The 25,892-nt window shown below is 60.6% G+C and carries 28 protein-coding genes; 18 read left to right on the top strand and 10 right to left on the bottom strand.

Annotated features, from left to right (window positions below; genetic code table 11):
* Positions 1–76 precede the first annotated feature (76 nt).
* The 3 genes from J5278_RS07570 to J5278_RS07560 all read left to right on the top strand — a co-directional run bounded on the left by J5278_RS07570 (position 77) and on the right by J5278_RS07560 (position 2,152).
* On the top strand, positions 77–967 hold the full coding sequence (locus J5278_RS07570) for a DMT family transporter (RefSeq protein WP_209184310.1): 891 nt from the start codon (positions 77–79) through the stop codon (positions 965–967).
* 409 nt (positions 968–1,376) lie between these two features.
* Positions 1,377–1,592 (top strand): cold-shock protein, encoded by a 216-nt coding sequence (locus J5278_RS07565; RefSeq protein ID WP_142823317.1) that lies wholly within the window; start codon positions 1,377–1,379, stop codon positions 1,590–1,592.
* A gap of 137 nt (positions 1,593–1,729) precedes the next feature.
* Positions 1,730–2,152 (top strand): BA14K family protein, encoded by a 423-nt coding sequence (locus J5278_RS07560; RefSeq protein ID WP_142823318.1) that lies wholly within the window; start codon positions 1,730–1,732, stop codon positions 2,150–2,152.
* A 60-nt stretch (positions 2,153–2,212) separates the two neighbouring features.
* On the opposite strand, the gene J5278_RS07555 is transcribed toward J5278_RS07560, so the two are convergent.
* On the bottom strand, positions 2,213–2,857 hold the full coding sequence (locus J5278_RS07555) for an MBL fold metallo-hydrolase (protein WP_209184311.1): 645 nt from the start codon (positions 2,855–2,857) through the stop codon (positions 2,213–2,215).
* A gap of 228 nt (positions 2,858–3,085) precedes the next feature.
* Here J5278_RS07555 and J5278_RS07550 point away from each other — a divergent pair, with 228 nt between their 5' ends.
* Genes J5278_RS07550 through J5278_RS07535 form a run of 4 tightly spaced genes read left to right on the top strand, consistent with a single transcriptional unit; the run spans position 3,086 to position 6,287 of the window.
* The gene (locus J5278_RS07550; RefSeq protein WP_111222719.1) at positions 3,086–3,580 is read left to right on the top strand and encodes a MarR family winged helix-turn-helix transcriptional regulator; all 495 of its coding nucleotides are present in this window, start codon (positions 3,086–3,088) and stop codon (positions 3,578–3,580) included.
* Positions 3,581–4,282, top strand: a complete 702-nt coding sequence (locus tag J5278_RS07545; RefSeq protein WP_142823319.1) for a response regulator — start codon at positions 3,581–3,583, stop codon at positions 4,280–4,282.
* 34 nt (positions 4,283–4,316) lie between these two features.
* The gene (locus J5278_RS07540; RefSeq protein WP_209184312.1) at positions 4,317–5,696 is read left to right on the top strand and encodes an ATP-binding protein; all 1,380 of its coding nucleotides are present in this window, start codon (positions 4,317–4,319) and stop codon (positions 5,694–5,696) included.
* Between the two features lie 9 nt (positions 5,697–5,705).
* On the top strand, positions 5,706–6,287 hold the full coding sequence (locus J5278_RS07535) for a DUF1349 domain-containing protein (protein WP_209184313.1): 582 nt from the start codon (positions 5,706–5,708) through the stop codon (positions 6,285–6,287).
* Between the two features lie 13 nt (positions 6,288–6,300).
* Here the strand turns inward: J5278_RS07535 and J5278_RS07530 are convergent, their stop codons facing one another.
* From J5278_RS07530 to J5278_RS07515, 4 genes are all read right to left on the bottom strand, one after another.
* Entirely contained in the window at positions 6,301–6,642 is a 342-nt protein-coding gene (locus J5278_RS07530) for a tRNA-binding protein (protein WP_209184314.1), read from the bottom strand.
* 16 nt (positions 6,643–6,658) lie between these two features.
* Positions 6,659–7,492, bottom strand: coding sequence for a pyrroline-5-carboxylate reductase (gene proC, locus J5278_RS07525; protein WP_209184590.1), 834 nt, complete (start codon positions 7,490–7,492; stop codon positions 6,659–6,661).
* 1 nt (position 7,493) lies between these two features.
* Positions 7,494–7,994: a YbjN domain-containing protein gene (locus J5278_RS07520; RefSeq protein ID WP_111222713.1), complete on the bottom strand. Its 501-nt coding sequence runs from the start codon at positions 7,992–7,994 to the stop codon at positions 7,494–7,496.
* A 388-nt stretch (positions 7,995–8,382) separates the two neighbouring features.
* A complete protein-coding gene (locus J5278_RS07515) occupies positions 8,383–8,643 on the bottom strand; it encodes an accessory factor UbiK family protein (RefSeq protein ID WP_142823324.1) in 261 nt (86 codons plus the stop codon).
* 205 nt (positions 8,644–8,848) lie between these two features.
* On the opposite strand from J5278_RS07515, the gene lgt reads away from it, so the two are divergent.
* From lgt to J5278_RS07485, 6 genes are all read left to right on the top strand, one after another.
* On the top strand, positions 8,849–9,715 hold the full coding sequence (gene lgt, locus J5278_RS07510) for a prolipoprotein diacylglyceryl transferase (protein ID WP_142823325.1): 867 nt from the start codon (positions 8,849–8,851) through the stop codon (positions 9,713–9,715).
* A 19-nt stretch (positions 9,716–9,734) separates the two neighbouring features.
* Complete coding sequence (locus J5278_RS07505) at positions 9,735–10,835, top strand: class I SAM-dependent methyltransferase (protein WP_209184315.1); 1,101 nt, start codon at positions 9,735–9,737, stop codon at positions 10,833–10,835.
* A gap of 105 nt (positions 10,836–10,940) precedes the next feature.
* On the top strand, positions 10,941–11,723 hold the full coding sequence (gene pgeF / locus J5278_RS07500) for a peptidoglycan editing factor PgeF (protein ID WP_247749182.1): 783 nt from the start codon (positions 10,941–10,943) through the stop codon (positions 11,721–11,723).
* A gap of 1 nt (position 11,724) precedes the next feature.
* Entirely contained in the window at positions 11,725–12,876 is a 1,152-nt protein-coding gene (locus tag J5278_RS07495) for a Xaa-Pro peptidase family protein (protein ID WP_142823328.1), read from the top strand.
* Between the two features lie 95 nt (positions 12,877–12,971).
* Positions 12,972–13,865: a hypothetical protein gene (locus J5278_RS07490; protein WP_209184316.1), complete on the top strand. Its 894-nt coding sequence runs from the start codon at positions 12,972–12,974 to the stop codon at positions 13,863–13,865.
* 105 nt (positions 13,866–13,970) lie between these two features.
* Complete coding sequence (locus J5278_RS07485; RefSeq protein WP_142823330.1) at positions 13,971–14,903, top strand: ribose-phosphate pyrophosphokinase; 933 nt, start codon at positions 13,971–13,973, stop codon at positions 14,901–14,903.
* Between the two features lie 28 nt (positions 14,904–14,931).
* Here J5278_RS07485 and J5278_RS07480 read toward each other — a convergent pair whose 3' ends face one another.
* The 4 genes from J5278_RS07480 to J5278_RS07465 all read right to left on the bottom strand — a co-directional run bounded on the left by J5278_RS07480 (position 14,932) and on the right by J5278_RS07465 (position 19,682).
* On the bottom strand, positions 14,932–15,318 hold the full coding sequence (locus tag J5278_RS07480) for a DUF779 domain-containing protein (RefSeq protein ID WP_142823331.1): 387 nt from the start codon (positions 15,316–15,318) through the stop codon (positions 14,932–14,934).
* A gap of 76 nt (positions 15,319–15,394) precedes the next feature.
* On the bottom strand, positions 15,395–16,903 hold the full coding sequence (adh, locus tag J5278_RS07475) for an aldehyde dehydrogenase (protein ID WP_209184317.1): 1,509 nt from the start codon (positions 16,901–16,903) through the stop codon (positions 15,395–15,397).
* A 245-nt stretch (positions 16,904–17,148) separates the two neighbouring features.
* Positions 17,149–18,108 carry a helix-turn-helix domain-containing protein gene (locus J5278_RS07470; protein WP_209184318.1) on the bottom strand — a complete coding sequence of 320 codons (960 nt, stop codon included), beginning with the start codon at positions 18,106–18,108 and terminating at the stop codon, positions 17,149–17,151.
* Between the two features lie 119 nt (positions 18,109–18,227).
* Positions 18,228–19,682, bottom strand: a complete 1,455-nt coding sequence (locus tag J5278_RS07465; RefSeq protein ID WP_209184319.1) for a hypothetical protein — start codon at positions 19,680–19,682, stop codon at positions 18,228–18,230.
* Between the two features lie 437 nt (positions 19,683–20,119).
* Between J5278_RS07465 and J5278_RS07460 the strand changes: the two genes are divergently transcribed.
* The 5 genes from J5278_RS07460 to J5278_RS07440 all read left to right on the top strand — a co-directional run bounded on the left by J5278_RS07460 (position 20,120) and on the right by J5278_RS07440 (position 25,366).
* Positions 20,120–20,740 carry a 50S ribosomal protein L25/general stress protein Ctc gene (locus J5278_RS07460; protein ID WP_142823335.1) on the top strand — a complete coding sequence of 207 codons (621 nt, stop codon included), beginning with the start codon at positions 20,120–20,122 and terminating at the stop codon, positions 20,738–20,740.
* A gap of 232 nt (positions 20,741–20,972) precedes the next feature.
* Positions 20,973–23,339 carry a bifunctional diguanylate cyclase/phosphodiesterase gene (locus J5278_RS07455; protein ID WP_209184320.1) on the top strand — a complete coding sequence of 789 codons (2,367 nt, stop codon included), beginning with the start codon at positions 20,973–20,975 and terminating at the stop codon, positions 23,337–23,339.
* Between the two features lie 23 nt (positions 23,340–23,362).
* Positions 23,363–24,079: a substrate-binding periplasmic protein gene (locus J5278_RS07450; RefSeq protein WP_374108278.1), complete on the top strand. Its 717-nt coding sequence runs from the start codon at positions 23,363–23,365 to the stop codon at positions 24,077–24,079.
* Between the two features lie 94 nt (positions 24,080–24,173).
* Positions 24,174–24,908 carry an aminoacyl-tRNA hydrolase gene (gene pth, locus J5278_RS07445; RefSeq protein WP_209184322.1) on the top strand — a complete coding sequence of 245 codons (735 nt, stop codon included), beginning with the start codon at positions 24,174–24,176 and terminating at the stop codon, positions 24,906–24,908.
* Positions 24,905–25,366, top strand: a complete 462-nt coding sequence (locus J5278_RS07440) for a GNAT family N-acetyltransferase (RefSeq protein ID WP_209184323.1) — start codon at positions 24,905–24,907, stop codon at positions 25,364–25,366. Before pth ends, J5278_RS07440 begins: the two co-directional genes overlap by 4 nt.
* Before the next feature lie 44 nt (positions 25,367–25,410).
* On the opposite strand, the gene clpS is transcribed toward J5278_RS07440, so the two are convergent.
* Positions 25,411–25,722: an ATP-dependent Clp protease adapter ClpS gene (gene clpS, locus J5278_RS07435; RefSeq protein ID WP_142823340.1), complete on the bottom strand. Its 312-nt coding sequence runs from the start codon at positions 25,720–25,722 to the stop codon at positions 25,411–25,413.
* Positions 25,723–25,892: the final 170 nt, after the last annotated feature.

Here is a 25,892-nt window from a genome sequence, read left to right as displayed (position 1 = left end):
AGCTGCTAACAAGCCGCACTCCATCAGGGTGCACTCGCGCCTAGTCTGCTCTCCCCATAAGTTCCAGTTGCATGACATGACGCGCGTTCAGGCGAATCTTCTTCTATTGCTCGCAGCCGCGATCTGGGGCGGCGGATTCGTCGCCCAGTCGACGGCGATACAGGCCATCGGGCCGCTCTGGTTCATCGGCCTGCGCTTTGCCGTGGCCGCAGTCGTCATCCTTCCGTTCGCTTGGTTCGAAAACCGCCGCGCCGCCACGCCCGTCAGCCCGAAACACTGGCGCGCCTTTATCCTGATCGGTCTTGCGCTGTTCGGAGGTGCTGCCACGCAGCAGATCGGGCTCCTGACCACCAGCGTCACCAATTCGAGCTTTATCACCGGCCTCTATGTTGTCTTCGTGCCATTGATCGCCGTCGGCATTCTCCGGCGTCCGCCACACTGGATCGTCTGGCCGGGCGCCCTGATGGCGCTGCTGGGCATTTTCCTGTTGTCCGGCGGCGCGCTGTCGCGGCTGACGGTCGGCGATATGCTGACGGTCGTCTGCGCCATCTTCTGGGCCATCCAGATCACTCTCGCCGGCACCGCCGTGACCGAGAGCGGCCGCCCGCTGATGCTGTCCGCCGTACAATTCGCCGTCAGCGCCGTGGCCGGGCTTGTTATCGCTGCGGCGCTGGAGCCGATCAGCTTCGACATCATACGCGCCTCGCTCGGTGAAATCCTCTATGTCGGCGTTTTTTCGTCGGGGCTCGCCTTCGCGCTGCAGGTCATCGGCCAGCGCTATACGACGTCGTCGCAGGCAGCGATCTTCCTATCGTCGGAAGCGCTGTTCGGCGCCTCGCTTGGGGCGCTTCTCCTGGGGGAAACCATCTCGCCGATCGGCTATGTTGGCTGCGCCCTGATGTTTGCCGCCATGCTCGTCGTCGAGATCGTCCCCGAGGTCCTCCGGCGACGGGATCGAACCGGCTGAATTCGCGAAAAAATTTGCGCACGAAATCCGTTGTCGACGATGGAAAAAAGCTACGCGTAGCCTGGCTGGTGAAAAATTGCCGCCGACGGCAGCACACTCCGCGCAAGTCATGGGATCGAGGCGCTTCCGACGCTTTAAAGTTTCCCTTGCCAAAGGCGAACAAAGACAGCACACTTGACCCGTTCAGGCGTTTTACGAGCTTGGAAAGTCCTAAAAAGAATTGCGCACCGGGAACGCAAATATTCCGGTCCGCCTCGTCCAAGAGCGATGTTTACAGGTCGTCTTTGGGCAAGGCTCGAGAGACGGGACAATTCCTTAAAATTCGAGAACCGCCTGAAAACTCCCGCAAGGGGTTGAGACACTGGTGCTGTCCGCGGGCATGGCGGGCAGCGAGAGAGGGACATAAGGCATGGCCGAGACTGGCATCGTGAAATTTTTCAACATCGACAAGGGCTTCGGCTTCATCAAGCCTGACAACGGTGGCGCGGATATCTTCGTGCATATCTCTGCCGTACAGGCCTCCGGCCTGGATGGACTGACTGAAAACCAGAAAGTCAGCTTCGACACGGAGCCGGATCGTCGTGGCAAGGGGCCGAAGGCCGTCAACCTGCATGTTTCCGCGTAAACCGGGTCTCTGCCTTTACACGAAACTCAGGCAGAGAGAGCCATCAATATTCAGTCTGGGTTCACCTTGCTGCCGCTAGATTGGCACAATCGAAGCATACGAAACAATTGTTCAAGTTTCTCTGCAAGGACAGGACCATGAAGACTCTCGGAAAGACCATTATCTTGTCGGCCGCTGCTGTCGCATTGACGGTGGCGTCCTTGACACCGGCTGCTGCCGACGATCGCTGGCATCATCACGGCAACGGCTGGGGCTTCGGCGCTGCTGGCCTCGCCACCGGCCTGATTGTCGGCTCGGCTATCGCCAGCCAGCCACGCTATGTCGAACCCGGCTACTACTATGACGACGGCTACGCGCCGCCGCCCCCGCCGCGCTACTATTACCCGCGTCGCGCTTACTACGCACCGCCACCCCCGCCGCCGGCCTACTACGCTGGCGGCCTGCGTCCGTGGTCGCCTCAGTGGTCGCGGTATTGCTATGACCGGTATGCCACTTTCGACGGCCGGACCGGCACCTATGTCGGCTACGACGGCGCACGTCACTTCTGCACCGCCGGCTGAGCGATCATCCGCCATCATACAAAAGCGTCGCCCTCCGGCGGCGCTTTTTTTATGCCGAGGTCACAGACCTCGCAGGTAGGGATTGCTGCGGCGCTCCTCGCCGATCTGCCCGCCCGGCCCATGGCCGCAGATGAAGCCGACGGCATCGCCAAGCGGCAGCACCTTGTCGCGAATGGAGTCCAGCAGCTGCTGGTGATTGCCGCCCGGGAGATCCGTACGCCCGATCGAGCCGTGAAACAGCACGTCGCCGACATGGGCGAAATTCTGCACCTTGTTGAAATAGATGACGTGGCCAGGCGAATGGCCGGGCGTGTGGAACACCTGGAACTCGTGCTCGCCGAAGGAGACGATATCGCCGTCCTTGAGGAAGCGGTCCGGAATGACGTTCTGGACACCCTCGATGTTGAAGGCCCGACCGCGAGCCTCAATCTGCCCGAGCAATGGCAGATCGTCCTCGTGGGGTCCGATAATCTCCAGCCCCAGCGCCTCCTTGACCTCCTTGGCACCGCCTGCGTGGTCGATATGGCCGTGGGTCAGCCAGATCTCCTTCAGCGTGATGCCGTTTTCCTTGACGGTCTGCAGGATCACGTCGACATCGCCGCCGGGATCGACCAGTACCCCCTCCTTGGTGTCGGGATCGAACAGGATGGTGCAGTTCTGCTGGAAGGGAGTTACCGGAATGATGCCGGCCTGGAGCATGCCCATGGACGCCTCGCGCGTTGAGTGACGATAAGGATCGATATAACGTCAAATGCCGGTCGGGGCAGCCCAGAGACGATAGAAAAGAATGCTCTGTCCTATCCTCTCCTCCGCCGACAGGTGAGCAGCCAGGCTAAAACCCTGCAAACACTGGATGACGTTCATTCCGTGAACGACACCGCCGCCGCTCTGCGCTAGGTTATCCCTGTCCCAAAAGAGGAAGGATGTGCCAAGGTGCCACGCCAGACGAACGAGAACGAGAAATCGGACCTGCTGTCGACGCCGCTTCAGGATACCGGGGGCATCGATTTCGAGATCATTGAGCTTCTCTTCTTCGCCTATCGCGATTTCGTCTCGGATCCGGACGCAATTCTGGCCATCGGCGGCTTTGGCCGGGCTCATCACCGCGTGGTGCATTTTGTTAACCGTGAACCGGGCATGACCGTTGCGGACCTTCTGGAAACTCTCAAGATCACCAAGCAGAGTCTGGCGCGGGTGCTCAAACAGTTGATTGATTCGGGTTATATTCATCAGGTTGCCGGCGACGAAGACCGGCGACAGCGCAGGCTCTATCCAACCAGAACAGGGCGCGACCTCGCGCTGGCGCTGGCCGAGCCGCAATCGCGCCGTATTGAAAAGGCATTCGAAGGAAGTTCGGCTCCGGCGCGAGACAGCGTCAAGGCCTTCCTGCGGGGGATGCAGGATCGACAGAAAAACGAGACGGATTGAATGACGACAAAAATGCCCATTTCGGACGATGCCCCGCACCTTCTGGTGGTGGACGACGACACCCGTATCCGGGTCCTTCTCAACCGCTACCTCATGGAGAAAGGCTTTCGCGTGACTGTTGCCGCCGAAGGCGCAGAGGCCCGGCGCAAGCTCGAAGGTCTGGATTTCGACCTGATCATCATGGACGTCATGATGCCCGGCGAATCCGGCATATCGCTCACCGCAGCCCTGCGGGAGATAAAGAATATCCCGATCATCATGCTGACGGCTCTCGCCGAATCCGATTCCCGCATTGCCGGTCTGGAGGCAGGCGCCGACGACTATCTCTCCAAACCCTTCGATCCGCGCGAACTGGTGCTTCGCATCACCAACATCTTGAAACGAAACTCGCCGGCCGATGCACCGAAGATCGAACAGGTGATGTTCGGCCCCTATACCTTCTCGCTGTCGCGCAAGGAATTGAAGCGCGCCTCCGAGGTCATACGCCTGACCGACCGCGAGCAGGACATCATGCTGCTGTTTGCAAGGAAAGCCGGCGAAACCATTCCGCGCCATGAATTGATTGGCGATGATGCCGATGTTGGCGAGCGCACCATCGACGTCCAGATCAACAGACTGCGCCGCAAGATCGAGGACGATCCTGCAAACCCCGTCTGGCTTCAGACGGTGCGCGGTATAGGCTACCGTCTCAGCATCGACTAGACTGAAGCGGACAGAGCCGGCAGGACCCGTAACGATGGCAGCATTCGACACGATCAGGCGCAACCACGAGCACGTGCCGACGTCGCGCATCAAGTCGGCAAACCGCTGGCTGCGCCGCCGCCTGCCGACCGGTCTCTATACGCGCTCGCTGCTGATCATCATCATTCCGATGATCCTGCTGCAGGCCGTCGTCGCCGCCGTGTTCATGGAGCGCTACTGGCAGATGGTGACGCAGCGGTTGTCGATGGCGACGACGCGCGATATCGCCAGCATCATCGACATCATCCAGACCTATCCGCAGGATGCCGACTACACCGAAGTCACCCGCATCGCCCGCGACAAACTCGGGCTCAGCATATCCATCGAGGCGAACAGCGAACTGCCGAGGCCGCTTTCGAAACCGTTCTTCTCCATCCTCGACGATATCCTCAGCGAGGAAATCCATGAGCAGATCAACCTGCCCTTCTGGATCGATACGGTCGGTGATTCCGGTGTTGTCGAAATCCGCATCAAGCTGAAGGACAAGGTCCTGCGGGTCTTTGCCCGCCGCAGCCAGACCTATGCCTCCAACACCCAGATCTTCATCTTCTGGATGGTCGGCACCTCGTTGGTGCTCATCATTATCGCGGTGCTATTCCTGCGCGGCCAGATCAGGCCTATCGAGGCGCTGGCCAGGGCTGCCGAGAGCTTCGGCAAGGGCCAGAAGATGGAAACTTTCCTGCCTCGCGGCGCCGACGAAGTCCGCCGTGCCGGCCTCGCCTTCATCCTGATGCGAGAGCGCATCGAGCGCCAGATCGAGCAGCGCACGGCGATGCTGAGCGGCGTCAGCCATGACCTGCGCACTGTCCTCACGCGGTTCAAGCTGCAACTGGCGCTGGCCGGCGACAATCCCGACCTCGCGGGCCTCAACGAGGACGTCGAGGACATGCAGAGCATGCTCGAGGGCTACATGGCCTTTGCTCGTGGCGAAGCGGAGGAGGACGTCGGAAGCCTGAAGCTGACCGATCTTTTCGATAGACTGGAGGTCGATTTCAGCCTGCATGGCAAGTCGTTCGCTTATGAACTCGAAGGCGACAACGTCGTCTCCGTGCGCCCCAACGCCTTCAACCGGCTGGTTACCAACCTTGCCTCGAATGCACGGCGCTACGCCAATACCCTGCGTATCGACGCCAAGCACAGCGCCCGCTGGCTGACGGTCGTTTTCGACGACGACGGCCCCGGCATTCCAGCGGCCAACCGCGAGGACGTCTTCAAGCCGTTCTTCAGGCTCGACGCCGCACGCAATCTGGACAATTCCGGCACGGGCCTCGGTTTGTCAATCGCACTCGACATCGCCCGCAGCCATGGCGGCAACATCACACTCGGGGACAGCCCGCTGGGCGGCCTGAGAGCCACCGTCCGTATTCCTGCCTGAGGAGGCCTTATGACGTTCGATCTTACAGCCATGACCTGGCTGAATGAGCCGCCTTTATCGGAAGTGCGTGACGGACGACTGTTCGTCCGGTCCGGCGAAAAAACCGACTTCTGGCAGGGTACCTATTACGGCTTCCACCGAGACGATGGCCACTTCCTGCACCAGCCGCGCCACGGCGATTTCACCGCCAGTGTTAGCTTTTCGGGCCGTTACGAACATCTCTATGACCAGGCAGGCCTGATGATCCGCCACGACGCGACGCACTGGGTCAAATGCGGCATAGAATTTACCGATGGTGCCAAGCACTTCAGCGTCGTCGTCACCAACGGGCATTCCGACTGGTCGGCCTTCAGGCTGGATCAGGATTTCGATGCTTTGTCGGTGCGCGTGACCCGCAACGGCGACGCGCTGTTCATCCAGTACCGCACGGACGCAATGACCGACTGGCACATGGCAAGGCTCGCCTATTTCGACCCGGCGATCGCGGAGTTGATGGTTGGCCCGGCCTTCTGCTCACCACAGCGCACCGGCTTCGAAGCCGAATTCTTCGACTTCAGCGTCACCGACCCGGTGTCGCGGGATATCCACTGAACGGCAATGCCGTTTACATCATCCGGCGCCCGTTCGGCGTGCCACGCTCGACAGCGGCAAGCACGATGGCGCCCGCCTCATCCTCGAAACCGAGGGTGAGCACTTCCGAGCGGAATGGCCCGATCTGGCGGGGCGGGAAATTGACGACGCCGAGCACCTGGCGACCGATCAGCGTTTCAAGGGTGTAGTGGACGGTGATCTGCGCCGAGGATTTCTTGATGCCGATTTCCGGGCCGAAATCGATTTTCAGCTTGAAGGCCGGCTTGCGTGCCTGCGGAAAATCCTCAGCCTCGACGATCGTGCCGACGCGGATGTCTAACTTCTCAAAATCGCCATAGGTGATCTCTTCGGTCATGGGGAACTCCGTTGGGTCAGCCAGCCAGTTCCTGCGCGCGCAGGCGGGCAGCGGCAATCGCCTCGTCGAACAACGGCTGCATGCCGTCCTCGGCCATCAGGACGGCGAGTGCCGCGGCAGTGGTTCCGCCCGGCGAGGTGACGTTCTGGCGCAGCCTCGAAGCATCGTCGGGGAGCTGGTGAAGAAGTTCGCCAGCTCCCGCGACGGTTTCCCGTGCGAGACGCATTGCGAGGTCCGCCTGCAGGCCGAGCTTGCGACCTGCCTCCGCCATGCATTCCACGAGATAGAAGACATAGGCCGGACCGCTGCCTGAAACAGCCGTTACGGCATCGATATCGGCTTCCTCGGGCACCCATTCGACAGGGCCGGAGACTTTCAGGAGATTCTGGACGATCTGCCGTCGGCGCTCGTCTGTCTCCTCGTTGGCATAGGCGCCGGTGACGCCACGACCGACCATGGCCGGCGTGTTCGGCATGGCGCGGACCATGGCTGCCTTGCCGAGATGGGTCTCCAGAAATGCCAGCGTCTTGCCGGCCGCGACGGAGACGATGACTGTCTCAGTGCCCACGGCATGGCGCAGCGACGGCAAGACCGCCTCCATCACCTGCGGCTTCAGCGCCAGAAAAAGAACGCCGGCCTCTATACCCTCGGGCAAACTGGTAACATGCCGGGCGCCGGCTTCCGCAATCATTGTCAGCATCGGGGCTGCCGGACCCGGATCGACGACGATCACCGACGAGCCGGCAACACCGCTCTTCAGCCAGCCGGTCAGCAGCGCGCCGCCCATGTTGCCAGCACCGACCAGAACGATCGGACCTGAAGAAGAGGCGGAAGCGGCGGCAGGCGTCATATCAGCACTCACCGACGGTTTCGAACAACACAGCTTCCATCGCGCTCTTGGCCTCCATGCCGGACCAGACGACGAACTGGAAGGCCTGATAATAGGCTTCGCAGGTCTCAAGACCGTTGGAAAGCAACACTTCGACCTGGCGGTTGGTAGGCTCGGCACCGCCGGCAAGGAGCAGCGACTGGCGGAAGATCACTACGTCTTCCTGGCGCCACAGGTCGAAATGGCCCATCATCACCTGGCCGTTGATGCAGGAGAGCAGACGGATGACTTCGTTGACGCGGGTTTCTGCGACCTTGATGTCGAACGCGCAGGCAATGTGCAGAGCCTCGCACTCTTCCATCCATGAAAACGACACGTGATAATCGGCCCAGTGGCCGGCTACGGTCATGGCGATCTCGTCTTCGCCCGACCTCTCGAAGGACCAGTCGTTATTGGCAGCGACGAACTCGATCATGTCGACCGGGTTGGACTGGCGCTCAAGTTCAATTTCCATCAGGCTCATACAGCACCTTTTCAACCGGAGTGAATGCAGCTGCTTGTGCTTCAACACACTACCCTGCAGACAGTAACTCCGGCACAACCACTGGGATGATGTTGAACGGGGCCAGTATATCGTGACCACCATGCCCGGAGCTTACCAAGGCCGTTCCGAATCATCATTTAAAATCAGTGTATAGGCGCTGTAGGCCGGCGCCATCCCCTCAAATTACAAATCCCCGATCCGCCTGTGGAAAGGTGTTGCGAGATCGATTCAGAAGCGAGTCATAAATGACTCTGGCGATTGAGTTTTTTGTACATGTCCACAGGTCTTAAAAAATTCGTTCAAATGATAACAAAACGGGCATGGTGGAGATCCACCATGCCCGTCGGACCAGCCTTGGGGGCTGAAATCACTTTGCCTTGGCGGAAAGCTTCGCCTCGAGCGCTTCGATACGGGCCTTGAGCGCATCGTTTTCGTCACGCGCCTTGACCGCCATTTCGCGCACGGCTTCGAACTCCTCGCGCTTGACGATGTCCATGCTGTTAAGCCAGCGTTCGGCCTGGGCATTGAAGGCGGTTTCGATTTCGCGGCGGACGCCCTGCGCGGCGCCAGCGGCATCGGTCATCAGCTTGGCGAATTCATCCATGATGCGGTTCGGTCCTGTGGTCATGCTGCTCTCCTTTGCGGCCAACGGCCCGGTGAAGGGTTTTCACCTCCAAGATAGTGTTGAGTTAGGATTTCGGAAGTCCCGTTGCAAGCGGTTTAAGCCGTGGGCAACTCAGCACAGCGCTTGCAATTGTCATGGTTCGGTTTAATCGACATCATCATGCCTCGTTTCGGCAGCATGTTCAGCGCGCATTATTGGATCGATCACCTTGCAGACACCCGCCCTTCTTATGGCAATGATTCCCTTCCCGGATATCGATCCGGTGGCCTTCTCCATAGGTCCGCTGGCGATACACTGGTACGGACTTGCCTATGTCATCGGCATCCTGCTCGGCTGGGGCTATGCGAGGCGTCTGGTCACCAACGAACGACTGTGGCGTGATGGCAAGGCGCCGATGACCATTGCCCATCTCGATGACTTCGTTGTCTGGATTGCACTCGGCATCGTGCTTGGCGGTCGCATTGGCTACGTGTTGTTCTACGACATGCAAGCCGTCAGCGAAAATCCGCTGCGCGCATTCGAAATCTGGAACGGAGGAATGTCGTTCCATGGTGGCCTTATAGGCTCGACCGTCGCGATGATCCTGTTCTCCCGCCGCAATGGCATTCCGATGTGGAGCCTGTTCGACGTCATCGCCACCGTCGTGCCGATCGGACTGTTCTGCGGACGCATCGCCAATTTCGTCAACGGCGAACTCTGGGGTCGCGTCTCGACGGTGCCGTGGGCTATCGTCTTTCCGACAGGCGGGCCGCTCAGCCGTCATCCGAGCCAGCTCTACGAGGCAGGCCTCGAGGGCATCGTGCTGTTCCTGGTGCTGTTTGTCATCACCCATTGGCTGCTGACCCTGAAGCGACCGGGCCTCACCAGCGGCGTTTTCGTCACCGGCTATGCGCTGTCGCGCATCTTCGTCGAGTTCTTTCGCGAACCGGATGCGCAGCTCGGCTATCTCCTCGGTACCGACTGGCTGACCATGGGTATGGTGCTGTCGCTGCCGATGATCCTGCTCGGTCTCTGGGCTGCCATACGCGCTGTTCGGGCTGTCCGGGCCGATACCATCCAGCGACATCCAGTCTGAGCGTTTCGGGGGAGATGCGATGACAACCGCGCTAGGGGAAAAGATCAAGACAATCATCCGCGCCAACGGGCCGATCAGCGTCACCGATTATTTCTCGCTGTGCCTCGCGGACCCGCAGCACGGCTACTACCGCACGCGCGAACCCTTCGGCCCTTCCGGCGACTTCGTGACCGCGCCAGAGGTCAGCCAGCTGTTCGGCGAGATGATCGGCGTCTTCATGGTGCATGCCTGGCAGCGCCACGGCACGCCGCCGGGTGTGCGCCTTGTCGAGATCGGCCCCGGTCGCGGCACGATGATGTCGGACATGCTGCGCGTCATTCGGCGCCTTGCACCGCTGCTCTACGACAGCATGCAGGTGCATCTGGTCGAAACCAGCGAACGACTGCGCGACATCCAGCAGGAGACGCTGCAGTCCCATGGCGCCAAGGTCGCCTGGCATGTGGATTTCAACGACGTCCCCCATGGCTTCACGCTGCTGGCCGCCAACGAGCTGTTCGATGCCATCCCGATCCGCCAGTTTGTACGCACCGCAACGGGCTTTCGCGAGCGGGTGGTGGTGCTCGACATCGATGACGAGCTCAGCTTTGCTGCCGGCGTCGCAACCCTCGATCCAGCACTGATGCCCGAATCCGCGCCCAAAACGCCGCTCGGCACCGTCTTCGAAATCGCCACTGCCCGCCAGGCGGTGATGAGCGCCATCTGCGAGCGGCTCGGCAGCAACGGCGGCACTGCCGTCATCATCGACTACGGCCATCTGTCGACGGGTTTCGGCGACACGCTGCAGGCCGTGCGGATGCATGAATACGATCCGCCGCTCGCCCATCCCGGCGAAGCGGACCTCACCAGCCACGTCGATTTCCAGAGCCTTGCCGAAGCAGCGCTCGCCGAAGGCATCCACGTCAACGGTTGCGCCTACCAAGGCGATTTCCTGATAGGGCTCGGACTGGCGGACCGCGCCGGTGCGCTTGGCCGGGGACAGGACGGCACGGTGCAGCGCGATATCCAGCTAGCCGTGGACAGGCTGGCCGGCGCTGGCGAAGGCAAGATGGGGGAACTGTTCAAGGTGCTGGCAGTTTCCAGTCCGGCCATCGACCTGATGCCGTTCCGCCCGGTGGATTGACAGCCCGCCTGCCGTGGGGAAAACATCTGCGCCATCGAAGCAGCGGACCGCACGCCAGGCAACGGCTGCGCAAGCCAGACGAAACCGGACGTGAAGGACGACTCATTGCTGCAACCCCTGGAAAGCCCGCTGCTGGCGGCAATCGGCCGTCCCGGCATCCGCCACGGCTACTTTACCCGACAAGGCGGCGTCTCCGAGGGTATCTATCGTGGCCTCAATGTCGGACTCGGCTCCCGCGATGAGCGGGCTGCGGTCGAGGAAAACCGCCATCGGGTCGCTGCGTGGTTCGGCCAGCCGGTCGAAAGGCTCGCCACCGTCCATCAAATCCACTCCGCCGACGTCGTTACCATCGATGCCGGCTATGACGGCACAAGACAGCAGGCCGACGCGCTGGTGACAGCCGTGCCCGGCATAGTGCTCGGCGTGCTGGCAGCCGATTGCGGCCCGATCCTTTTTGCCGATGCCAAGAACCGGGTGATCGGTGCAGCCCACGCGGGATGGAAGGGTGCGCTGACAGGCGTACTCGAAAACACCATCGACGCGATGGTGTCGCTTGGCGCAGAGCGCAGATCGATCGTTGCCTGCCTCGGCCCGTCGATCAGCAGCAGCAGCTACGAAGTCGGCCCGGAGTTCGTCGAACGCTTCCTCGCCCATGATCCGGCCTACACGCGCTATTTCTCGGGGTCGGCCAATCAGGGCCACGCGATGTTCGACCTGCCGGCCCTCACCATCGACCGGTTGACGGCAGCCGGCGTCACGGCCGAAAGCCTGGGCCTTTGCACCTACCCCGATGCCGACCGCTTTTTTTCCTACCGCCGCACGACCCATGAGCGCCAGGAAGACTATGGCCGGCAGATCTCAGCCATCGCAATCGAGGACACGTTTTAACATGGCCCTGCACTTCGAACGCACCGAATTCGCCGACCGCCTCGCAAGGTTGACGGCAAAGATGGAAGAGGAGAAGCTCGACGCGATGCTGCTCTTTGCCCAGGAGAGCATGTACTGGCTGACAGGCTACGATACCTTCGGCTACTGCTTCTTCCAGACGCTGGTGGTAAAGGCGGACGGCACCATGACGTTGCTGACCCGCTCGGCAGACCTGCGCCAGGCGCGCCAGACTTCCATCATCGAGGACATCCACATCTGGGTCGACCGCATCAACGCCGACCCGACGCTCGATCTGAAGAACCTGCTGAGCGAAATGGACCTGCTCGGCGCCCGCATCGGCGTCGAATACGATACGCACGGCATGACCGGCCGCGTCGCACGCCTGCTCGACGATCAGCTGACATCGTTCGCCCAGCTGGTCGATGCTTCCTACCTCGTCGGCCGTCTCCGGTTGGTAAAGAGCCCGACCGAACTTGCCTATGTCGAGCGCGCGGCAGCCCTTGCCGACGATGCGCTGGATGCGGCGCTGGCATTGACCGGGCCCGGCGGCGATGAAGCCGCGATCCTTGCAGCCATGCAGGGAGCGGTATTTTCCGGCGGAGGCGACTATCCGGCCAACGAATTCATCATCGGCTCCGGCATCGATGCCCTTCTCTGCCGCTACAAGGCGGGCCGTCGCAAGCTGGATGCCAACGACCAACTGACGCTGGAGTGGGCCGGTACCTACGCCCACTACCATGCTGCCATGATGCGCACGATCGTCGTGGGCGAGCCGACACATCGCCACCGCGAGCTGTTCAGCGCCTGCCTCGAAACTATCCAGGCCATCGAGACCGTGATGAAGCCGGGCCATAACTTTGGCGACGTGTTCGACATGCATGCGAGGATCATGGACGAGCGCGGCCTGGCGCGGCACCGGCTCAACGCCTGCGGCTATTCCCTCGGCGCCCGCTTCTCGCCCTCCTGGATGGAACAGCAGATGTTCCACATCGGCAATCCGCAGGAGATCGAGCCCGGCATGTCGCTGTTCGTTCACATGATCATCATGGATTCCGACACCGGCACGGCGATGACCCTCGGCCAGACCTACCTGACGACCGCGGACGCTCCCAAAACTCTTTCGCGCCATCCGCTCGAATTTCTTAACCGGTAGGGGCGTATCCTGTTTCCTTGAGCGGGAACGTGGATCAAGCCGATGCTGTCCAGTCACCCGCCGGCTCAACCGGGCGATGAAGGGACGCAGGAACCATGGTGTCTGTCAGGTCGATACCGATCATCGTGGTCGCATTCGCGACCTTGTCCGCCTGTAACACGACCGACGCGCTGACACCTCGGGTCGGTATCGGCGACGATGTCGCCTCCGCCCCGGTCACCCAGCGCGAGGTCGAGCGGATGGCGGCGGCGCCTCACCAGCCGACTTACGGCGCCCAGACCCGGGACAGCTATCAATCCAGCTACCAGCAGCAGGGCTACAGCACCACCGGCAGTTCATCCGCAACGCTGGATGAGCAGGCCGATGCGCTGCGCAGCGGCGGCCGCAACCCGGTTGCGTCCAAGCCGCTCCACGATAGCATGTCGCAAGGTCACGATGACGCGGAAAATTCCCTGCCGTCGCAATCCGACGAGCAACGCGAGGCCGAGCGCCGACTGAGCGACCCGCAGCCTGCGCAAGAGCAACAACAGGCCGCCGAGCAGAGCGATCAATCCGACGCCGGGCAACAACAGCCCGATGGCGAGCAGCAGCAAGCATCGCTGCCGCCGGCTGCAGCGAGCGACGGCAACACCATCCGCTTCCTGCCGATCATCGGAGGACCGGTTGAGGCCGTCACGCCCCTGTCGCGACAGCTGGGCGTTGAGGCGCGCGCCAACGGGCTGACGATCAAGGGATCGGGCGACACCGCCGCCGCCTACATTCTGAAAGGCTACCTCACGACCTTTGCAGACGGCCCCCAGATCACCGTCTCCTACGTCTGGGACGTGCTGGACAGCACTGGCGGACGCCTGCACCGTATCCAGGGCACGGAGAGCGTACCGCTGAAGCGCGGCGATCCGTGGGCCGCTGTTCCGCCCTCCGTCATGCAGAAAATCGCCTCGAAGACGATCGCCGAATTCAATGGCTGGCGCCAGACACGCGGTGGATAGCATCCCCCCTACACACAATTCTGGGCTTCACTTGTCCTAAGCCCTTGCATTCGAGACCGGGGCGGTTAAAAGCGCGGCTATCAAACTGGAAATGGGCGGACCAAAATGAAGGTTTTCGCAGGGAACTCGAACCGGCAACTTGCCGAAGCGATCTGCAATTATCTCAACGTGCCCTTGGGCAGGGCAACTGTCCGCAGGTTCGCAGACCAGGAGATCTTCGTCGAGATCCAGGAAAACGTCCGCGGCGAGGACGTCTTCCTTGTACAGTCTACTTCATATCCTGCTAATGATCACCTGATGGAACTGCTGATCATGATCGACGCAATGCGTCGGTCTTCCGCTCGGCGCATTACTGCCGTTCTTCCCTATTTCGGTTATGCCCGCCAAGACCGCAAGCCCGGTCCGCGCACGCCCATTTCTGCGAAGCTGGTGGCCAACCTAATCACCGAGGCCGGGGCTGACCGTGTTCTCACACTCGACCTTCACGCCGGGCAAATTCAGGGCTTCTTCGACATCCCGACAGACAATCTTTACGCCTTGCCAATCCTGACGCGGGACATCAAGGCGCATTACGACATCAGCAACATCACTGTTGTTTCCCCTGATGTCGGCGGCGTAGTTCGCGCACGGGCGCTTGCCAAAAGATTGGACTGTCTGCTCGCGATCGTTGACAAGCGGCGCGACCGCCCGGGCGAATCCGAAGTGATGAACATCATCGGCGACGTCCATGGCAAAGATTGCATCTTGATCGACGATATTGTTGATTCCGGCGGTACGCTAGTCAACGCCGCCGAAGCATTGTTGAAGAACGGCGCCCTTAGTGTAACCGCTTACATTACCCATGGGGTGTTGTCCGGTGGCGCCGTCACGCGCGTGACATCGTCGAAACTGAAAGAGCTGGTCATCACCGACTCGATCCAGCCGACGACAGCTGTACAGTCTGCCCACAACATCCGCGTCATCTCGACGGCGAGCCTCATGGGCGAGGCGATAAACCGGACCAGCCTGGAAGAATCGGTTTCCAGCCTGTTCGACTGAGACTGCTGTCACCTCGAAGCCATCGTTCCTAGACCCTTTTCACCAAGGGGATCGCGCAGGCTTCGCCTCCGTCGAACATTCGTGAGCGCGTCAAAAACCTTTTCTCGCGGCCATTGTCGAGCGAGAACATGCCGCCCCTGCCCGGCACCACGTCGATGATCAGCTGCGTGTGCCGCCAGGCTTCGAACTGGCTGCCGGATATGTAGACCGGGACGCCGCCGATCTCGCCGAGCTTCACGTCATGATCCCCGATCATGAATTCCTCCACCGGGTAGCACATCGGCGACGATCCATCGCAGCAGCCGCCGGACTGGTGGAAGAGCACGTGGGGATGGTCGACCTGGATTTCGCGGATCAACTCCAGCGCCGCATCGGTCGCCAGAACCCGCGGTTCGCCATTGATTGTTTCGGACATCTCGCCTCCTGCGAACGCATTGCCCTCCCCCCTTGTCAGGGAGAGGGCCGATACCTTCAGCCATTCGACATGGCTCTCAGAAGAAACCGAGAGCCTTTGTGCTGTAGCTCACCAGCATGTTCTTGGTCTGCTGGTAGTGATCGAGCATCATCTTGTGGTTTTCACGGCCGACGCCCGATTGCTTGTAACCGCCGAATGCCGCATGGGCCGGATAGGCGTGGTAGCAGTTGGTCCAGACACGTCCCGCCTGGATCTCGCGGCCAAAACGGTAGCAACGGTTGGCGTCACGGCTCCAGACACCAGCACCGAGGCCGTACAGCGTGTCGTTGGCGATCTCTAGCGCTTCCTTGTCGTCCTTGAATGTCGTCACCGAGACCACGGGGCCGAAGATCTCTTCCTGGAACACCCGCATCTTGTTGTGGCCCTTGAAGATCGTTGGCTTGACATAGAAACCGTTGGCGAGTTCGCCGCCGAGGTCGTTGCGCGAGCCGCCAGTCAGCACTTCCGCGCCTTCCTGCCGGCCGATGTCCAGATAGGCCAGGATCTTTTCCAGCTGCTCGCTGGATGCCTGCGCGCCGATCATCGTGGCGCTGTCAAGCGGATTGCCCTGCTTGATCGCCTCTACGCGCTTGACGGCCTTTTCCATGAACCGGTCATAGATGGATTCCTGGATCAGCGCCCGGCTGGGGCATGTGCAGACTTCGCCCTGGTTGAGCGCGAACATCGCAAAGCCTTCCAGCGCCTTGTCGAGGAAATCGTCGTCCTGCGACATGACGTCGTCGAAGAAGATGTTCGGCGACTTGCCGCCCAGTTCCAGCGTCACGGGGATGAGGTTCTGGCTGGCATATTGCATGATCAGCCGGCCTGTCGAGGTTTCGCCGGTAAAGGCGATCTTGGCGATGCGCGGGCTGGTGGCCAGCGGCTTGCCAGCTTCGAGGCCAAAGCCATTGACGATGTTGAGAACGCCGGCAGGAAACAGGTCGCCGACCAGCTCGGCCCAGATCAGCAGCGACGCCGGCGTTTGTTCGGCAGGCTTGATGACCACGCAATTGCCGGCGGCAAGCGCCGGCGCGAGCTTCCACGCGGCCATCAGGATCGGAAAGTTCCATGGAATGATCTGGCCGACGACACCGAGCGGTTCATGAAAATGGTAGGCGACGGTGTCGTGGTCGATCTCGCCGATCGAGCCTTCTTGTGCACGGATGCAGGCTGCGAAATAGCGGAAATGGTCGATCGCCAGCGGAATGTCGGCCGCCATGGTTTCGCGGATCGGCTTGCCGTTATCCCAGGTCTCGGCCTTGGCGAGCAGCTCGAGATTGTCCTCCATACGCTGCGCCACCTTCATCAGGATGTTCGAGCGCTCCGTGGTGGACGTCTTGCCCCAGCTATCCTTGGCGGCATGGGCGGCGTCGAGGGCGGCGTTGATATCCTTCTCGTCGGAGCGGGGAATTTCGCAGAGCTTGCCGCCGGTCACGGGCGTGGTGTTGTCGAAGTATTTTCCGGAGATCGGCTCGCGCCACTGGCCACCGATGTAGTTGCCGTATTTCAGCTTGAACGGCGACTCGACGATTTTCTGATGCAGCATGTCATTCTCCCTGGGTGAACTGATCCTGCGGATCGATGGGAGGAACCTGCACCCGGAAAGGCGCCTGAGGTAGAGCCGGCAATCAATGCCGCAGTGCACAGTGTTTCACTTGTGAGACAAGATGGTGCCTATGCGACAGGCAAACGATCACACGATAGGCAACATCTACCCGGTCGGCTCGATCCACACAGCCTCTTGAGACTGCGTTCGAGCCGTATTGCCCATCGTCACCTCCGAATGAAATGTCAGTGAAGCGCGAGCTTCTTCATCTTGCGGTGCATCGTCGCGCGACTGATGCCGAGCTGCTGGGCTGCCTGGGAGACGTTGCCGTGGTTGCGCGACAGCACGCGGCGCAGGGCTGCGCGTTCGGCCTCCATGAGGTCTGCGCCATCGTCGCTGCGGTCCTCGTGCAAGGCATCGGATGCCGGCAGTCCAGCCTTTATCCGGGCATCGTCGAGTTTGAGCGCCAGCCTTGCAGCGCGGGTGGCGCCGAGAATGAGGTCGTCCTTGTCGACGGCCAGAAGCGCTGCCGCCGGATTGCTGCCGCTTGGAACCATGACGATCCGGGAGCCGCGAAACGCGCTGCGGAAGAGATTGGTCTCGATGCGCAGCGCGGCATCGCGCACCGCCTGCGACAGGATGGCCAGCGCCATTTCGTTGACGTCCTCGCGGCAGGTCGAAATATCGAGCGCGGCCGTCAGCTGCCCGCGATGGTCGCGGATCGGCGCGGACGTACAGCTGAGATTGATGTTCGAAGAGAGAAAATGTTGGTCGCGGTACACGGTCACCGAACGCTCGTCGGCGAGTGCCGTGCCGATGCCATTGGTCCCGGCACTGGCCTCGCTCCAGACGGCGCCAGGCCAAAGCCCGAGGCTGCGAAAATCCTTGTCCTCGCTGCCGGTTCCGCGCCGCTCCAGCGCAACGCCCTTGCTGTCGGTGAGAAGCAGGCAACAGCCGGCCTTGCCGACCGTCAGGAACAGGCGGTCGAGCTCGTCGGTCGCTTCGACGATGAGTTGCGCCGATTGCTCCCTTGCCAGCCGGAACTCCTCATCCGTCAGCCGCAACGGTGCGCGGTTCTGCTCCGGCGCCAGCTGATACATCGACATGCAGCGGTGCCAGGAGGCTATAATCGGCGAACTCGCCGCAGCCGATTTCAGCTGCGCGCTGGCGTAGACCCGCTCCGCATGAGCCATCTCATTGTGCATGCGCCCCTCCCAAGGCTTCGAAGCTGAAATCTTCGCGCGAAACGCCGGCAAGCGCAATGCCTAAGTGCAGCAGGCAGATGGTATCGGACCTTGCAGGCAAGCTCCGCCAAAAGCCGTCGTCATTTTGCCGGGGTGATCACCTGGCCATTGACGGTGAAGGCGCCATCCTCGGTCACCGTGACATCCCAACGCTGCCGGCCGTCCGGATCGGTCTTGGCAAACCCCTTCGCCATCATCATCCCGAAAGAAATCTGGTTGAGCTCAGCGTCGGTCTTTGCGGCATTCTGGACGAAGGCAATAGTCTTGTCGTAGTCGCGGGCAAGCACGCTCATCTGCAACGCGTAGCGATTGGTTTGCTGGAGATTGGAGACAACCTTGCCGGAGACGGCGATATCATAAACGCTGGAAACCGCGCTGATCTCGGGGAAATCGATCGTCAGCTTGTCGTTTGGAAAGATGGCACTGCCGATCTTCCGGCCGCTTTCGGTGGACAGGCCCTCCGGCGTCGAGAAATCGGTGTTCAGCAGTATGTCGGCAGCCGCCGCGAAGTTCATGTCGGGGATACCGACTTCCACCACGGTCGTGTCGGGCACCAGCGCCTCGTAGCCCTCTGGCACCAGGCCGGAAGCAAGCTTCAGCTTTTCCGCCCTCAGCCCGAAGCCGATGCTGGACGCTTCGGTCAGGCCGTTCATCTTGAAGGAGTAGGTGAGCTTGTCCAGCGACGCCGTCCCGACATCGGTCAGTACCGAGAGATTGCTGGCGACGGCGGTTTCCTCGAGCGAGCCGAACAGCGGCAGCGCATTGCGCACCAGCGTCTGGAATTTTTCGCCACCGCGCTTCGACAGCTTCTTGGCTTCGGCGTGTTCGAAAACAAAGCGGATGAGATCGCGCAATGCATTGATCGGTACGCCGGTCGCCTTGGCGTCGAATGTCATATTGTCCGCCTTGATCTCGGCATTGCCCGAGGCCTGGCCAGCGATCTTCTCGTAAAAGCTGGGCATCGCGCCGCTGGCGAGCATATCGACGGTGCCCGGCCTTGCCGTATCGATGGACGAGAACTTGTAGGTCATGCCGGCAGCGCCAGCCTCGACCTTCTGAGCCCCTGAGATCGAGGACATTCTGAAGTCCCTCGCCGTCGCATCCAGCGAGCGCATGTAACTGATCGCAGGATCGAACACCCCGCTATAGACCATCGACCCCATCTGATATTGGATATCGGTCGCCGGCCCGTCGCCCAGCTTGGAATGAGCGGAAATATCGAGGGAATTGTCGCCATCGATGTTCCACAAGCCCTTCTCCGCAGGCGCCGCGAACATCGTGAGCGGCTTAAGGCCGGAAATCGTGAAATCAGGGGAAGGAAACCGGTCGAGCAACTTCGTGAGGTCGTAGGTAACCTCGTAACGATTGCCTACCGGCTTGACGGAGAGGAACGTGCTGGCGACATCGTGGGGAAGGAACGCGCTGAGCGAGTTACGCAGATCCTTGGCACCCTGCTCGTTCACCTCGGCGCCGTAGGATGCGCCCGAAAGACCGGTTGTCAGAACGATTGCAGCAGCGATGGTCCGGTAACGCATAACAACTCTCCCTATGCCGTTGCACCGGGCGACTGTGAAAGACGACGCTACAACCTGTCAACCGTCGATCCGCTGAAACCCCAACCGCCTCCGATATTATCCCGTGTGCCGCGGATCGGTTCTGAACTTCGGTGAATGCCCAAGTCTCGCATTTCGGAGAAACCGTAACCGATTTTCCGTAGAATACCCGGCGCAAATAGCCTGACATTCCCGCCTCCAGAAGACGAGGCCAAACCGCTTTTCGGCATCAATATCGCGCTTTCGTCGCGATGCGGCCGGTAGTCTTGCGTTTTACAGTCTTTTGCCCTATACGCCACGCGTCCGCGCAGACACCCTTGGAGGCAATGCGGATGGGGCCGGTTTCGGCCGTCCTCCGGTCTTGCCACGCGGTTCACCGCAAAGGCCAAGACTCTCCAGTAATCTTGAAAGGAATTGCCATGAGCAACCAAAGCTATCAGCTCAAGGCCGACGCACGCGAACGGGTCGGTAAGGGGTCCGCCCGTGAACTTCGCCGCAAAGGTCTCATTCCTGCTGTCATCTATGGCGACAAGCAGGCTCCCGTTTCCATCACCTTGAACACTAATGAAGTCACCAAGCGCGTTCACGCCGGTGGCTTCCTGACAACGATCGTAACGGTCGAAGTCGACGGCAAGTCCTACCGCGTCCTGCCGAAGGACTACCAGCTCGACCCGGTCCGTGACTTCGTTCTGCACGTCGATTTTCTGCGCGTCTCCGGCAACACCCAGGTGACCGTTGAAATCCCGGTTCACTTCCTCAACGACGACAAGGCCCCTGGCATCAAGGTCGGCGGCGTGCTCAACATCGTTCGCCACGCCGTTGAAGTTACCTGCCCTGCCGACAAGATCCCGGAATCCTTCTCGGTCGACCTGACCGGCCTGAAGATCGGTGACAGCATCCACATTTCGGACGTTACACTGCCGAAGGATGTACAGCCTGTGATCACCGATCGTGACTTCACGATTGCCACGATCGTTCCGCCGGTAGTCGACGTCGTTGAAGACGAAACGACAGAAGAAGAAGGCACTTCGGAAGAGTAAGCTTTTCCGAAAACGTCGAAGAGATCAGAACCCGCCATCCTCAACGGACGGCGGGTTTTTTCGTGCCTGCAACCAAGTTGGGACCATTGGCCTCGGGCACCGCAGTACCACACCGTTAACCCCGCCGTTTCAGCAACCCTTAACAAATCTGTGAAACTTTACGCCACAGAGTTGCAGCCGTCCGATCGACATCGCTCGAGCGCCACCTCAACCAGGGGAAGATTCGGACGCGATGAACAATTCCGTCGAAAACAGGTTTTTTGCGATCGTCTGCGGCGCCCTTCTGGTCTTCGTCGCACCGCTGTTCGTGCTGTTCCTGTTTCTCTCGTCGGAACGCGCCGAGAAGGAAATCCGCGATCACATCACGGTCTTGCTGGCCGCCAATGCACAGGCGCTTGCCAAGCCTCTCTGGGATCTGGACGAGGATACCATCACCCAGGTCAGCGCCACCACCGTCTCCGAGGGCGAGCAGGTTCAGGTCAATGTCCGCGATACATCCGGCCAGTTGGACATCACCCAGTCGACCATTCCCAAATCCTTCGACGGCAAGCTGGAATCGATCTCCCGCGCCATCACCTACAACACGGTGGACGGCAAGAAGACACTCGGCACCATCACCGTTCTCTACCCGCAACTCGGCATCTTCGACGGCCTGAAGCACGAAGAGATCGTCTTCATCTCGATTTTCATCTTCGCCGTACTGACCGTTTTCGGAACAGCCCTGATCGGCAACCGGATATTCGTCATCCAGCCGCTGATGCGGCTCGCCCATGCCATCGAGGCGACACGCCAGCTCGGCTCCCGCCACCACGTCGACTGGCAGTCGAACGACGAAATGGGACGGCTGGCGCGCAGCTTCAACGAGATGCAGATCAAGCTGGAGCGCGAGGAGACGGAGCTGAAGCTCGCCCATCGCGGCGCAACCGATACCTACAACCTCACCCCCGCCATGCTGTTCTCCCTCGACGAGAACGATTGCATTTCCGCCGTCAGCGATTACTGGCTGGCCGCGACAGGCTACCGAAGGGAGCAGGTGCTCGGCCGCCCCTTCGCCAGCCTGCTGATGGAACAGTCCCGCGAGAAATACATTCAGCGAAAGCAGCAACACGGCCGGGCCGCACCGCAGATCGATGTGACGGTCAAGTTCCCCTGTATCGACGGCCGGATCATGGACCTGCTCATCCTGGAATCGACAGCCGTCAAGGGCGGACGGTCGCTGTCGGTCATGACGGATGTCACCGAACTCAAGCAATCCGAAGACCGCAATCTGCGCCAGGCGATCACCGATCACCTGACCGGCCTCCTGAACCGCCAGGGTTTCGAGACCGCGCTCGATGCCAAGATCAACGAGGCAGACCTGCGTCACCGGGAACTCGCCTGCCTGTTTATCGATCTTGACCGTTTCAAGTGGATCAACGACAATCTCGGCCACGCTGCCGGCGATGCAGCACTGTGCGAACTTGTCGCGCGCCTGCAGGCCCACCTATCGCCGGGTGACATCGCAGCCCGCCTCGGCGGAGACGAATTTGCAATTCTGATCTTGTCCGAAGACGCGGAAGAAAAGGCACTCGCCATGGCAGCCAGCGTCGCAGAGATCTTTGCAGCCCCGTTCGTCGGCGACGCCCGCCTGAGCGCCAGCATCGGTATCGCTATCTATCCGCGCCACGCTGCCAACGCCTCCGAATTGCTGCAGAAGTCCGACATGGCGATGTATGCCAAGAAACGCGAGGGCAAAAATGGCGCGCAGATCTTCGACAACAGCATGCTGGACGACGCACGCGGCCGCGCCGAGGTCGAAACCTTCATCGAGACTGGGCTGACCGAAGACTGGTTCGAGGCTTACCTGCAGCCGATCGTCAACATCGAGGATCGCGCGATCGCCGGCTTCGAGGCGCTCATGCGCCTGCATCATCCGCAGAAGGGCATCCTGCCGCCAAAGCCGATCATCGATATCGCCGAGGAAACGGGATCCATCATCCGCATCGGAACGCGGATCATGGAAAAAGCCATCGCCAACCTCGCCCGCATTTCCAAGCTCGACGGGATGCAGGATGTCTATCTCGCGATCAACTTCTCGCCACTGCAGTTCGAGCCGGCACTGCCCGCCCTGATCGCCGGTTTGCTGATGCGCCACGAAATCAAGCCACAGCGGATCGTTATCGAGATCACCGAGGCGGTCCTGATGGACGACAATCCCGAGGTCCGCAACATCATCAACGAGATCTGCAGTTTCGGATGTCGCATCGCACTGGACGATTTCGGGACGGGCTATTCGTCGCTGAGCTACATCAATCGATTTCCAGTCGACATCATCAAGATCGACCAGTCGTTCACCAAGGCCATCAACGACGCGTCTCCGGACGTCCGTCGCAAAAGCCGGATGCTGGTCGAAAGCATCACGACCCTGTCGCACAAGATGAACTGTACGGTGATCGCAGAAGGAATAGAGACCGAAGACGAGTGTGCGACGCTGATCGCCATGGGTATCGACTATGGCCAGGGCTATCTCTTCCACAGGCCACAGCATCCGGATGCGCTGATGGAAACGCTGGCGGGCCGCATGCCCGGCGGTCGCGGCAGCATGGCCATCGCATCCTGAACCTCGCGCGGGAGAAGCCCATGATCAAAATGCTTTTGCCTCTCCTGATCGCCTCCCATCTCACCGTCACGGCCGAGGCGCAGACCGTATCCTTCGTGACAGAAGAATATCCGCCCTTCAGCTACCGCGAAGGAAGCGACATCAAGGGCGCTGCCGTCGACCAGATCAAGCTGCTGATGCGCGGATTGAACGACTTTACCATCGATGTCGTCCCTTGGGCTCGCGCCTATTCACAAGCCCGCACCACACCGATGAACTGCGTATTTGCAACTGCCCATACAACCGAGCGCGACGCCCTGTTCAAATGGGTGGAGCCGCTGCTGATCGACCGCAATTTTCTCGTCAAGCATACCGGCACCGCGGTAAACGCTGCAACCCTCGAGCAAGCAAGGCAGTTTTCCGTCGGTACCTGGCGCGAGGACTATACGGAGACCCTGCTGCGCAATCTCGATTTCCCGAAGATCGACGTTGCCACCACCATGTCGGCGACGCTGAAAAAACTGATGAACGACCGCATCGACATGATGCCGCTGTCAGAACCTTACATGGACAAGCTGATCAAGGAGGGCAAGCCGCTGGAGCGCGTCGTCCTCTTATCGCGCCAGGTGATTGGCATCGCCTGCCACAAGGATTTTCCGGAGGATTTGCGCCAGAAGATGCAGGTTGCCTTGACCGCACTGATCGCCGACGGAACGCAGAAGCAACTCTTCCAGCAATACGGCATGGCGCTCGAAAACTAACGCTTGGCCCACTCACCCGTCAGAAAATCCGTCTTGACTTGACGACCCATTCGCGTCGATGAACGGCTCCGTCATCTGCGAAAGGACGACAGCCATGCTTCTTATCGCCGGCCTCGGCAATCCCGGCCCCCAGTACAAAGCCAATCGCCACAACATCGGCTTCATGGCTGTCGATGCCATCCACCGTCGCCACAGCTTCTCGCCCTGGACGAAGAAGTTCAAGGCCGTCATTGCCGAAGGTGAACTCGATGGCCAGAAGGTGCTGCTGATCAAGCCGCAAACGTTCATGAACCTGTCGGGCGAGTCCGTCGCCGAGGCGATGCGCTTCTACAAGCTGCAGCCCGCAGATCTCGTCGTCATCTACGATGAACTCGATCTCGTTCCGGGCCGCGCACGGCTGAAGACGGGCGGCGGCCATGGCGGCCACAACGGCATCAAGTCTATCGACGCGCATGCCGGGCGAGAATATCGCCGCCTTCGTCTCGGCATCGGCCATCCCGGCGTCAAGGACCTGGTACAGAGCTATGTGCTCGGCGACTTCGCCAAGTCCGACAAGACCTGGCTCGAGCCGCTCCTGGAGACGCTGGCCGATCACGCCGACATGCTGGTGCGCAACGAGGATTCGCAGCTGATGAACAAGCTGGCACTCGCTGTCGGCGACAAGTCGTCGGAAGAAAAGGCACCGAAGCTGGCCGCATCGGGAAAGCCATCAGGCCAGTCGCATATCCGCGCTGCACGCAATTTCAACCAGCCCAAGGCCCTGCCGACGACCGGCCCGATGGCGGACATGCTGAAGAAGTTGTTTGGCGGTAAGGACGGCGACCAATGACCGGCAGTGGGGAAGCAGGGTTTGCCGTACGCCAGGCCGAAGCTTCGGACCTTGACCAGCTTCTCGCCCTCTACCGGGAACTAAACCCCGCCGATCCCGAACCGACGGCGGATGCGACGCAGACAGCTTACGCAGAAATGCTGGCGCAGCCGGGCCTCCGCGTCTTTCTTGGGACCGCCGACCATCGACCGGTGTCCACCGCAACGCTTCTGATCGTCCCTAACCTTACCCGTGAAACTCGACCTTACGCTCTCATCGAAAATGTCGTGACGCTGGAGGAGCAGCGCGGCAAAGGTTATGGGCGCACTGTTATCCTGCACGCCATCGATGTCGCCTTTACCGCCGGCTGTTACAAGGTGATGCTGCTGACAGGGCGGCAGCGCGAACATATTCATCGCTTCTATGAAAGCTGCGGCTTCACCCAGAACAAGGCCGGCTTCCAGATCCGCAACGATTGAACGTCAAAAGAGGATAGCCTCCCAGGCAATAATGCTCTCCCCGCCTATTCCTCCGGCTCGGTGGTGAACATCAGCGGGAAGCCGGCTTCCTTGCCGTAGTCGGTGGCTTCCTTGGCCTTGGTCTCTGCAATGTCCTTGGCGCATACGACGATGACGCAGGAACCCAGTTGATGGGCTGTCATCATCATCCTCGCTCCGGTTTCCTCGCTCATGCGGAACACGGCCTTCAGCACCATGATCACGAAGTCGCGCGGCGTAAAATCGTCGTTGATCAGGATGACCTTGTACATCTTGGGCTGCTCAAGCTTGGGCTTGGTCACGGTCTTGGGTTTGAGGTTTGTACTGCTGGCACTCATGGAAAATCCGTCTCCTGAAGACGCCGGAGCTCTGCTGGGCTCGACTTGGCCTTATATTGCGCTGCGACAGGCTGTGTTCAAGCGGACAATGTTCAAGAACGAACATGCGTGTCTTACAAGCTGAGGCCCCTGCTCGATAACCAGCGCGGCCGATGGGCAAACCATAGCGC

The organism is Rhizobium sp. B21/90, assembly GCF_019355815.1.
In the GTDB taxonomy this organism is placed as follows: domain Bacteria; phylum Pseudomonadota; class Alphaproteobacteria; order Rhizobiales; family Rhizobiaceae; genus Rhizobium; species Rhizobium rhododendri.
This window is presented reverse-complemented; position numbering and strand designations above follow the sequence as displayed.

What these genes read in the sequence shown, in the direction of transcription:
- J5278_RS07480 (WP_142823331.1), bottom strand. Translation starts at nt 15,318, where the DNA reads ATGTCCGAAACAATCAATGGCGAACCGCGGGTTCTGGCGACCGATGCG.
- J5278_RS07535 (WP_209184313.1), top strand. Translation starts at nt 5,706, where the DNA reads ATGACGTTCGATCTTACAGCCATGACCTGGCTGAATGAGCCGCCTTTA.
- clpS (WP_142823340.1), bottom strand. Translation starts at nt 25,722, where the DNA reads ATGAGTGCCAGCAGTACAAACCTCAAACCCAAGACCGTGACCAAGCCC.
- J5278_RS07545 (WP_142823319.1), top strand. Translation starts at nt 3,581, where the DNA reads ATGACGACAAAAATGCCCATTTCGGACGATGCCCCGCACCTTCTGGTG.
- adh (WP_209184317.1), bottom strand. Translation starts at nt 16,903, where the DNA reads ATGCTGCATCAGAAAATCGTCGAGTCGCCGTTCAAGCTGAAATACGGC.
- J5278_RS07490 (WP_209184316.1), top strand. Translation starts at nt 12,972, where the DNA reads ATGGTGTCTGTCAGGTCGATACCGATCATCGTGGTCGCATTCGCGACC.
- J5278_RS07565 (WP_142823317.1), top strand. Translation starts at nt 1,377, where the DNA reads ATGGCCGAGACTGGCATCGTGAAATTTTTCAACATCGACAAGGGCTTC.
- J5278_RS07465 (WP_209184319.1), bottom strand. Translation starts at nt 19,682, where the DNA reads ATGCGTTACCGGACCATCGCTGCTGCAATCGTTCTGACAACCGGTCTT.
- J5278_RS07520 (WP_111222713.1), bottom strand. Translation starts at nt 7,994, where the DNA reads ATGAGCCTGATGGAAATTGAACTTGAGCGCCAGTCCAACCCGGTCGAC.
- J5278_RS07560 (WP_142823318.1), top strand. Translation starts at nt 1,730, where the DNA reads ATGAAGACTCTCGGAAAGACCATTATCTTGTCGGCCGCTGCTGTCGCA.
- J5278_RS07495 (WP_142823328.1), top strand. Translation starts at nt 11,725, where the DNA reads ATGGCCCTGCACTTCGAACGCACCGAATTCGCCGACCGCCTCGCAAGG.
- J5278_RS07455 (WP_209184320.1), top strand. Translation starts at nt 20,973, where the DNA reads ATGAACAATTCCGTCGAAAACAGGTTTTTTGCGATCGTCTGCGGCGCC.
- J5278_RS07460 (WP_142823335.1), top strand. Translation starts at nt 20,120, where the DNA reads ATGAGCAACCAAAGCTATCAGCTCAAGGCCGACGCACGCGAACGGGTC.
- pth (WP_209184322.1), top strand. Translation starts at nt 24,174, where the DNA reads ATGCTTCTTATCGCCGGCCTCGGCAATCCCGGCCCCCAGTACAAAGCC.
- J5278_RS07570 (WP_209184310.1), top strand. Translation starts at nt 77, where the DNA reads ATGACGCGCGTTCAGGCGAATCTTCTTCTATTGCTCGCAGCCGCGATC.
- J5278_RS07515 (WP_142823324.1), bottom strand. Translation starts at nt 8,643, where the DNA reads ATGACCACAGGACCGAACCGCATCATGGATGAATTCGCCAAGCTGATG.
- J5278_RS07505 (WP_209184315.1), top strand. Translation starts at nt 9,735, where the DNA reads ATGACAACCGCGCTAGGGGAAAAGATCAAGACAATCATCCGCGCCAAC.
- proC (WP_209184590.1), bottom strand. Translation starts at nt 7,492, where the DNA reads ATGACGCCTGCCGCCGCTTCCGCCTCTTCTTCAGGTCCGATCGTTCTG.
- J5278_RS07470 (WP_209184318.1), bottom strand. Translation starts at nt 18,108, where the DNA reads ATGCACAATGAGATGGCTCATGCGGAGCGGGTCTACGCCAGCGCGCAG.
- J5278_RS07530 (WP_209184314.1), bottom strand. Translation starts at nt 6,642, where the DNA reads ATGACCGAAGAGATCACCTATGGCGATTTTGAGAAGTTAGACATCCGC.
- J5278_RS07440 (WP_209184323.1), top strand. Translation starts at nt 24,905, where the DNA reads ATGACCGGCAGTGGGGAAGCAGGGTTTGCCGTACGCCAGGCCGAAGCT.
- J5278_RS07485 (WP_142823330.1), top strand. Translation starts at nt 13,971, where the DNA reads ATGAAGGTTTTCGCAGGGAACTCGAACCGGCAACTTGCCGAAGCGATC.
- J5278_RS07540 (WP_209184312.1), top strand. Translation starts at nt 4,317, where the DNA reads ATGGCAGCATTCGACACGATCAGGCGCAACCACGAGCACGTGCCGACG.
- J5278_RS07555 (WP_209184311.1), bottom strand. Translation starts at nt 2,857, where the DNA reads ATGGGCATGCTCCAGGCCGGCATCATTCCGGTAACTCCCTTCCAGCAG.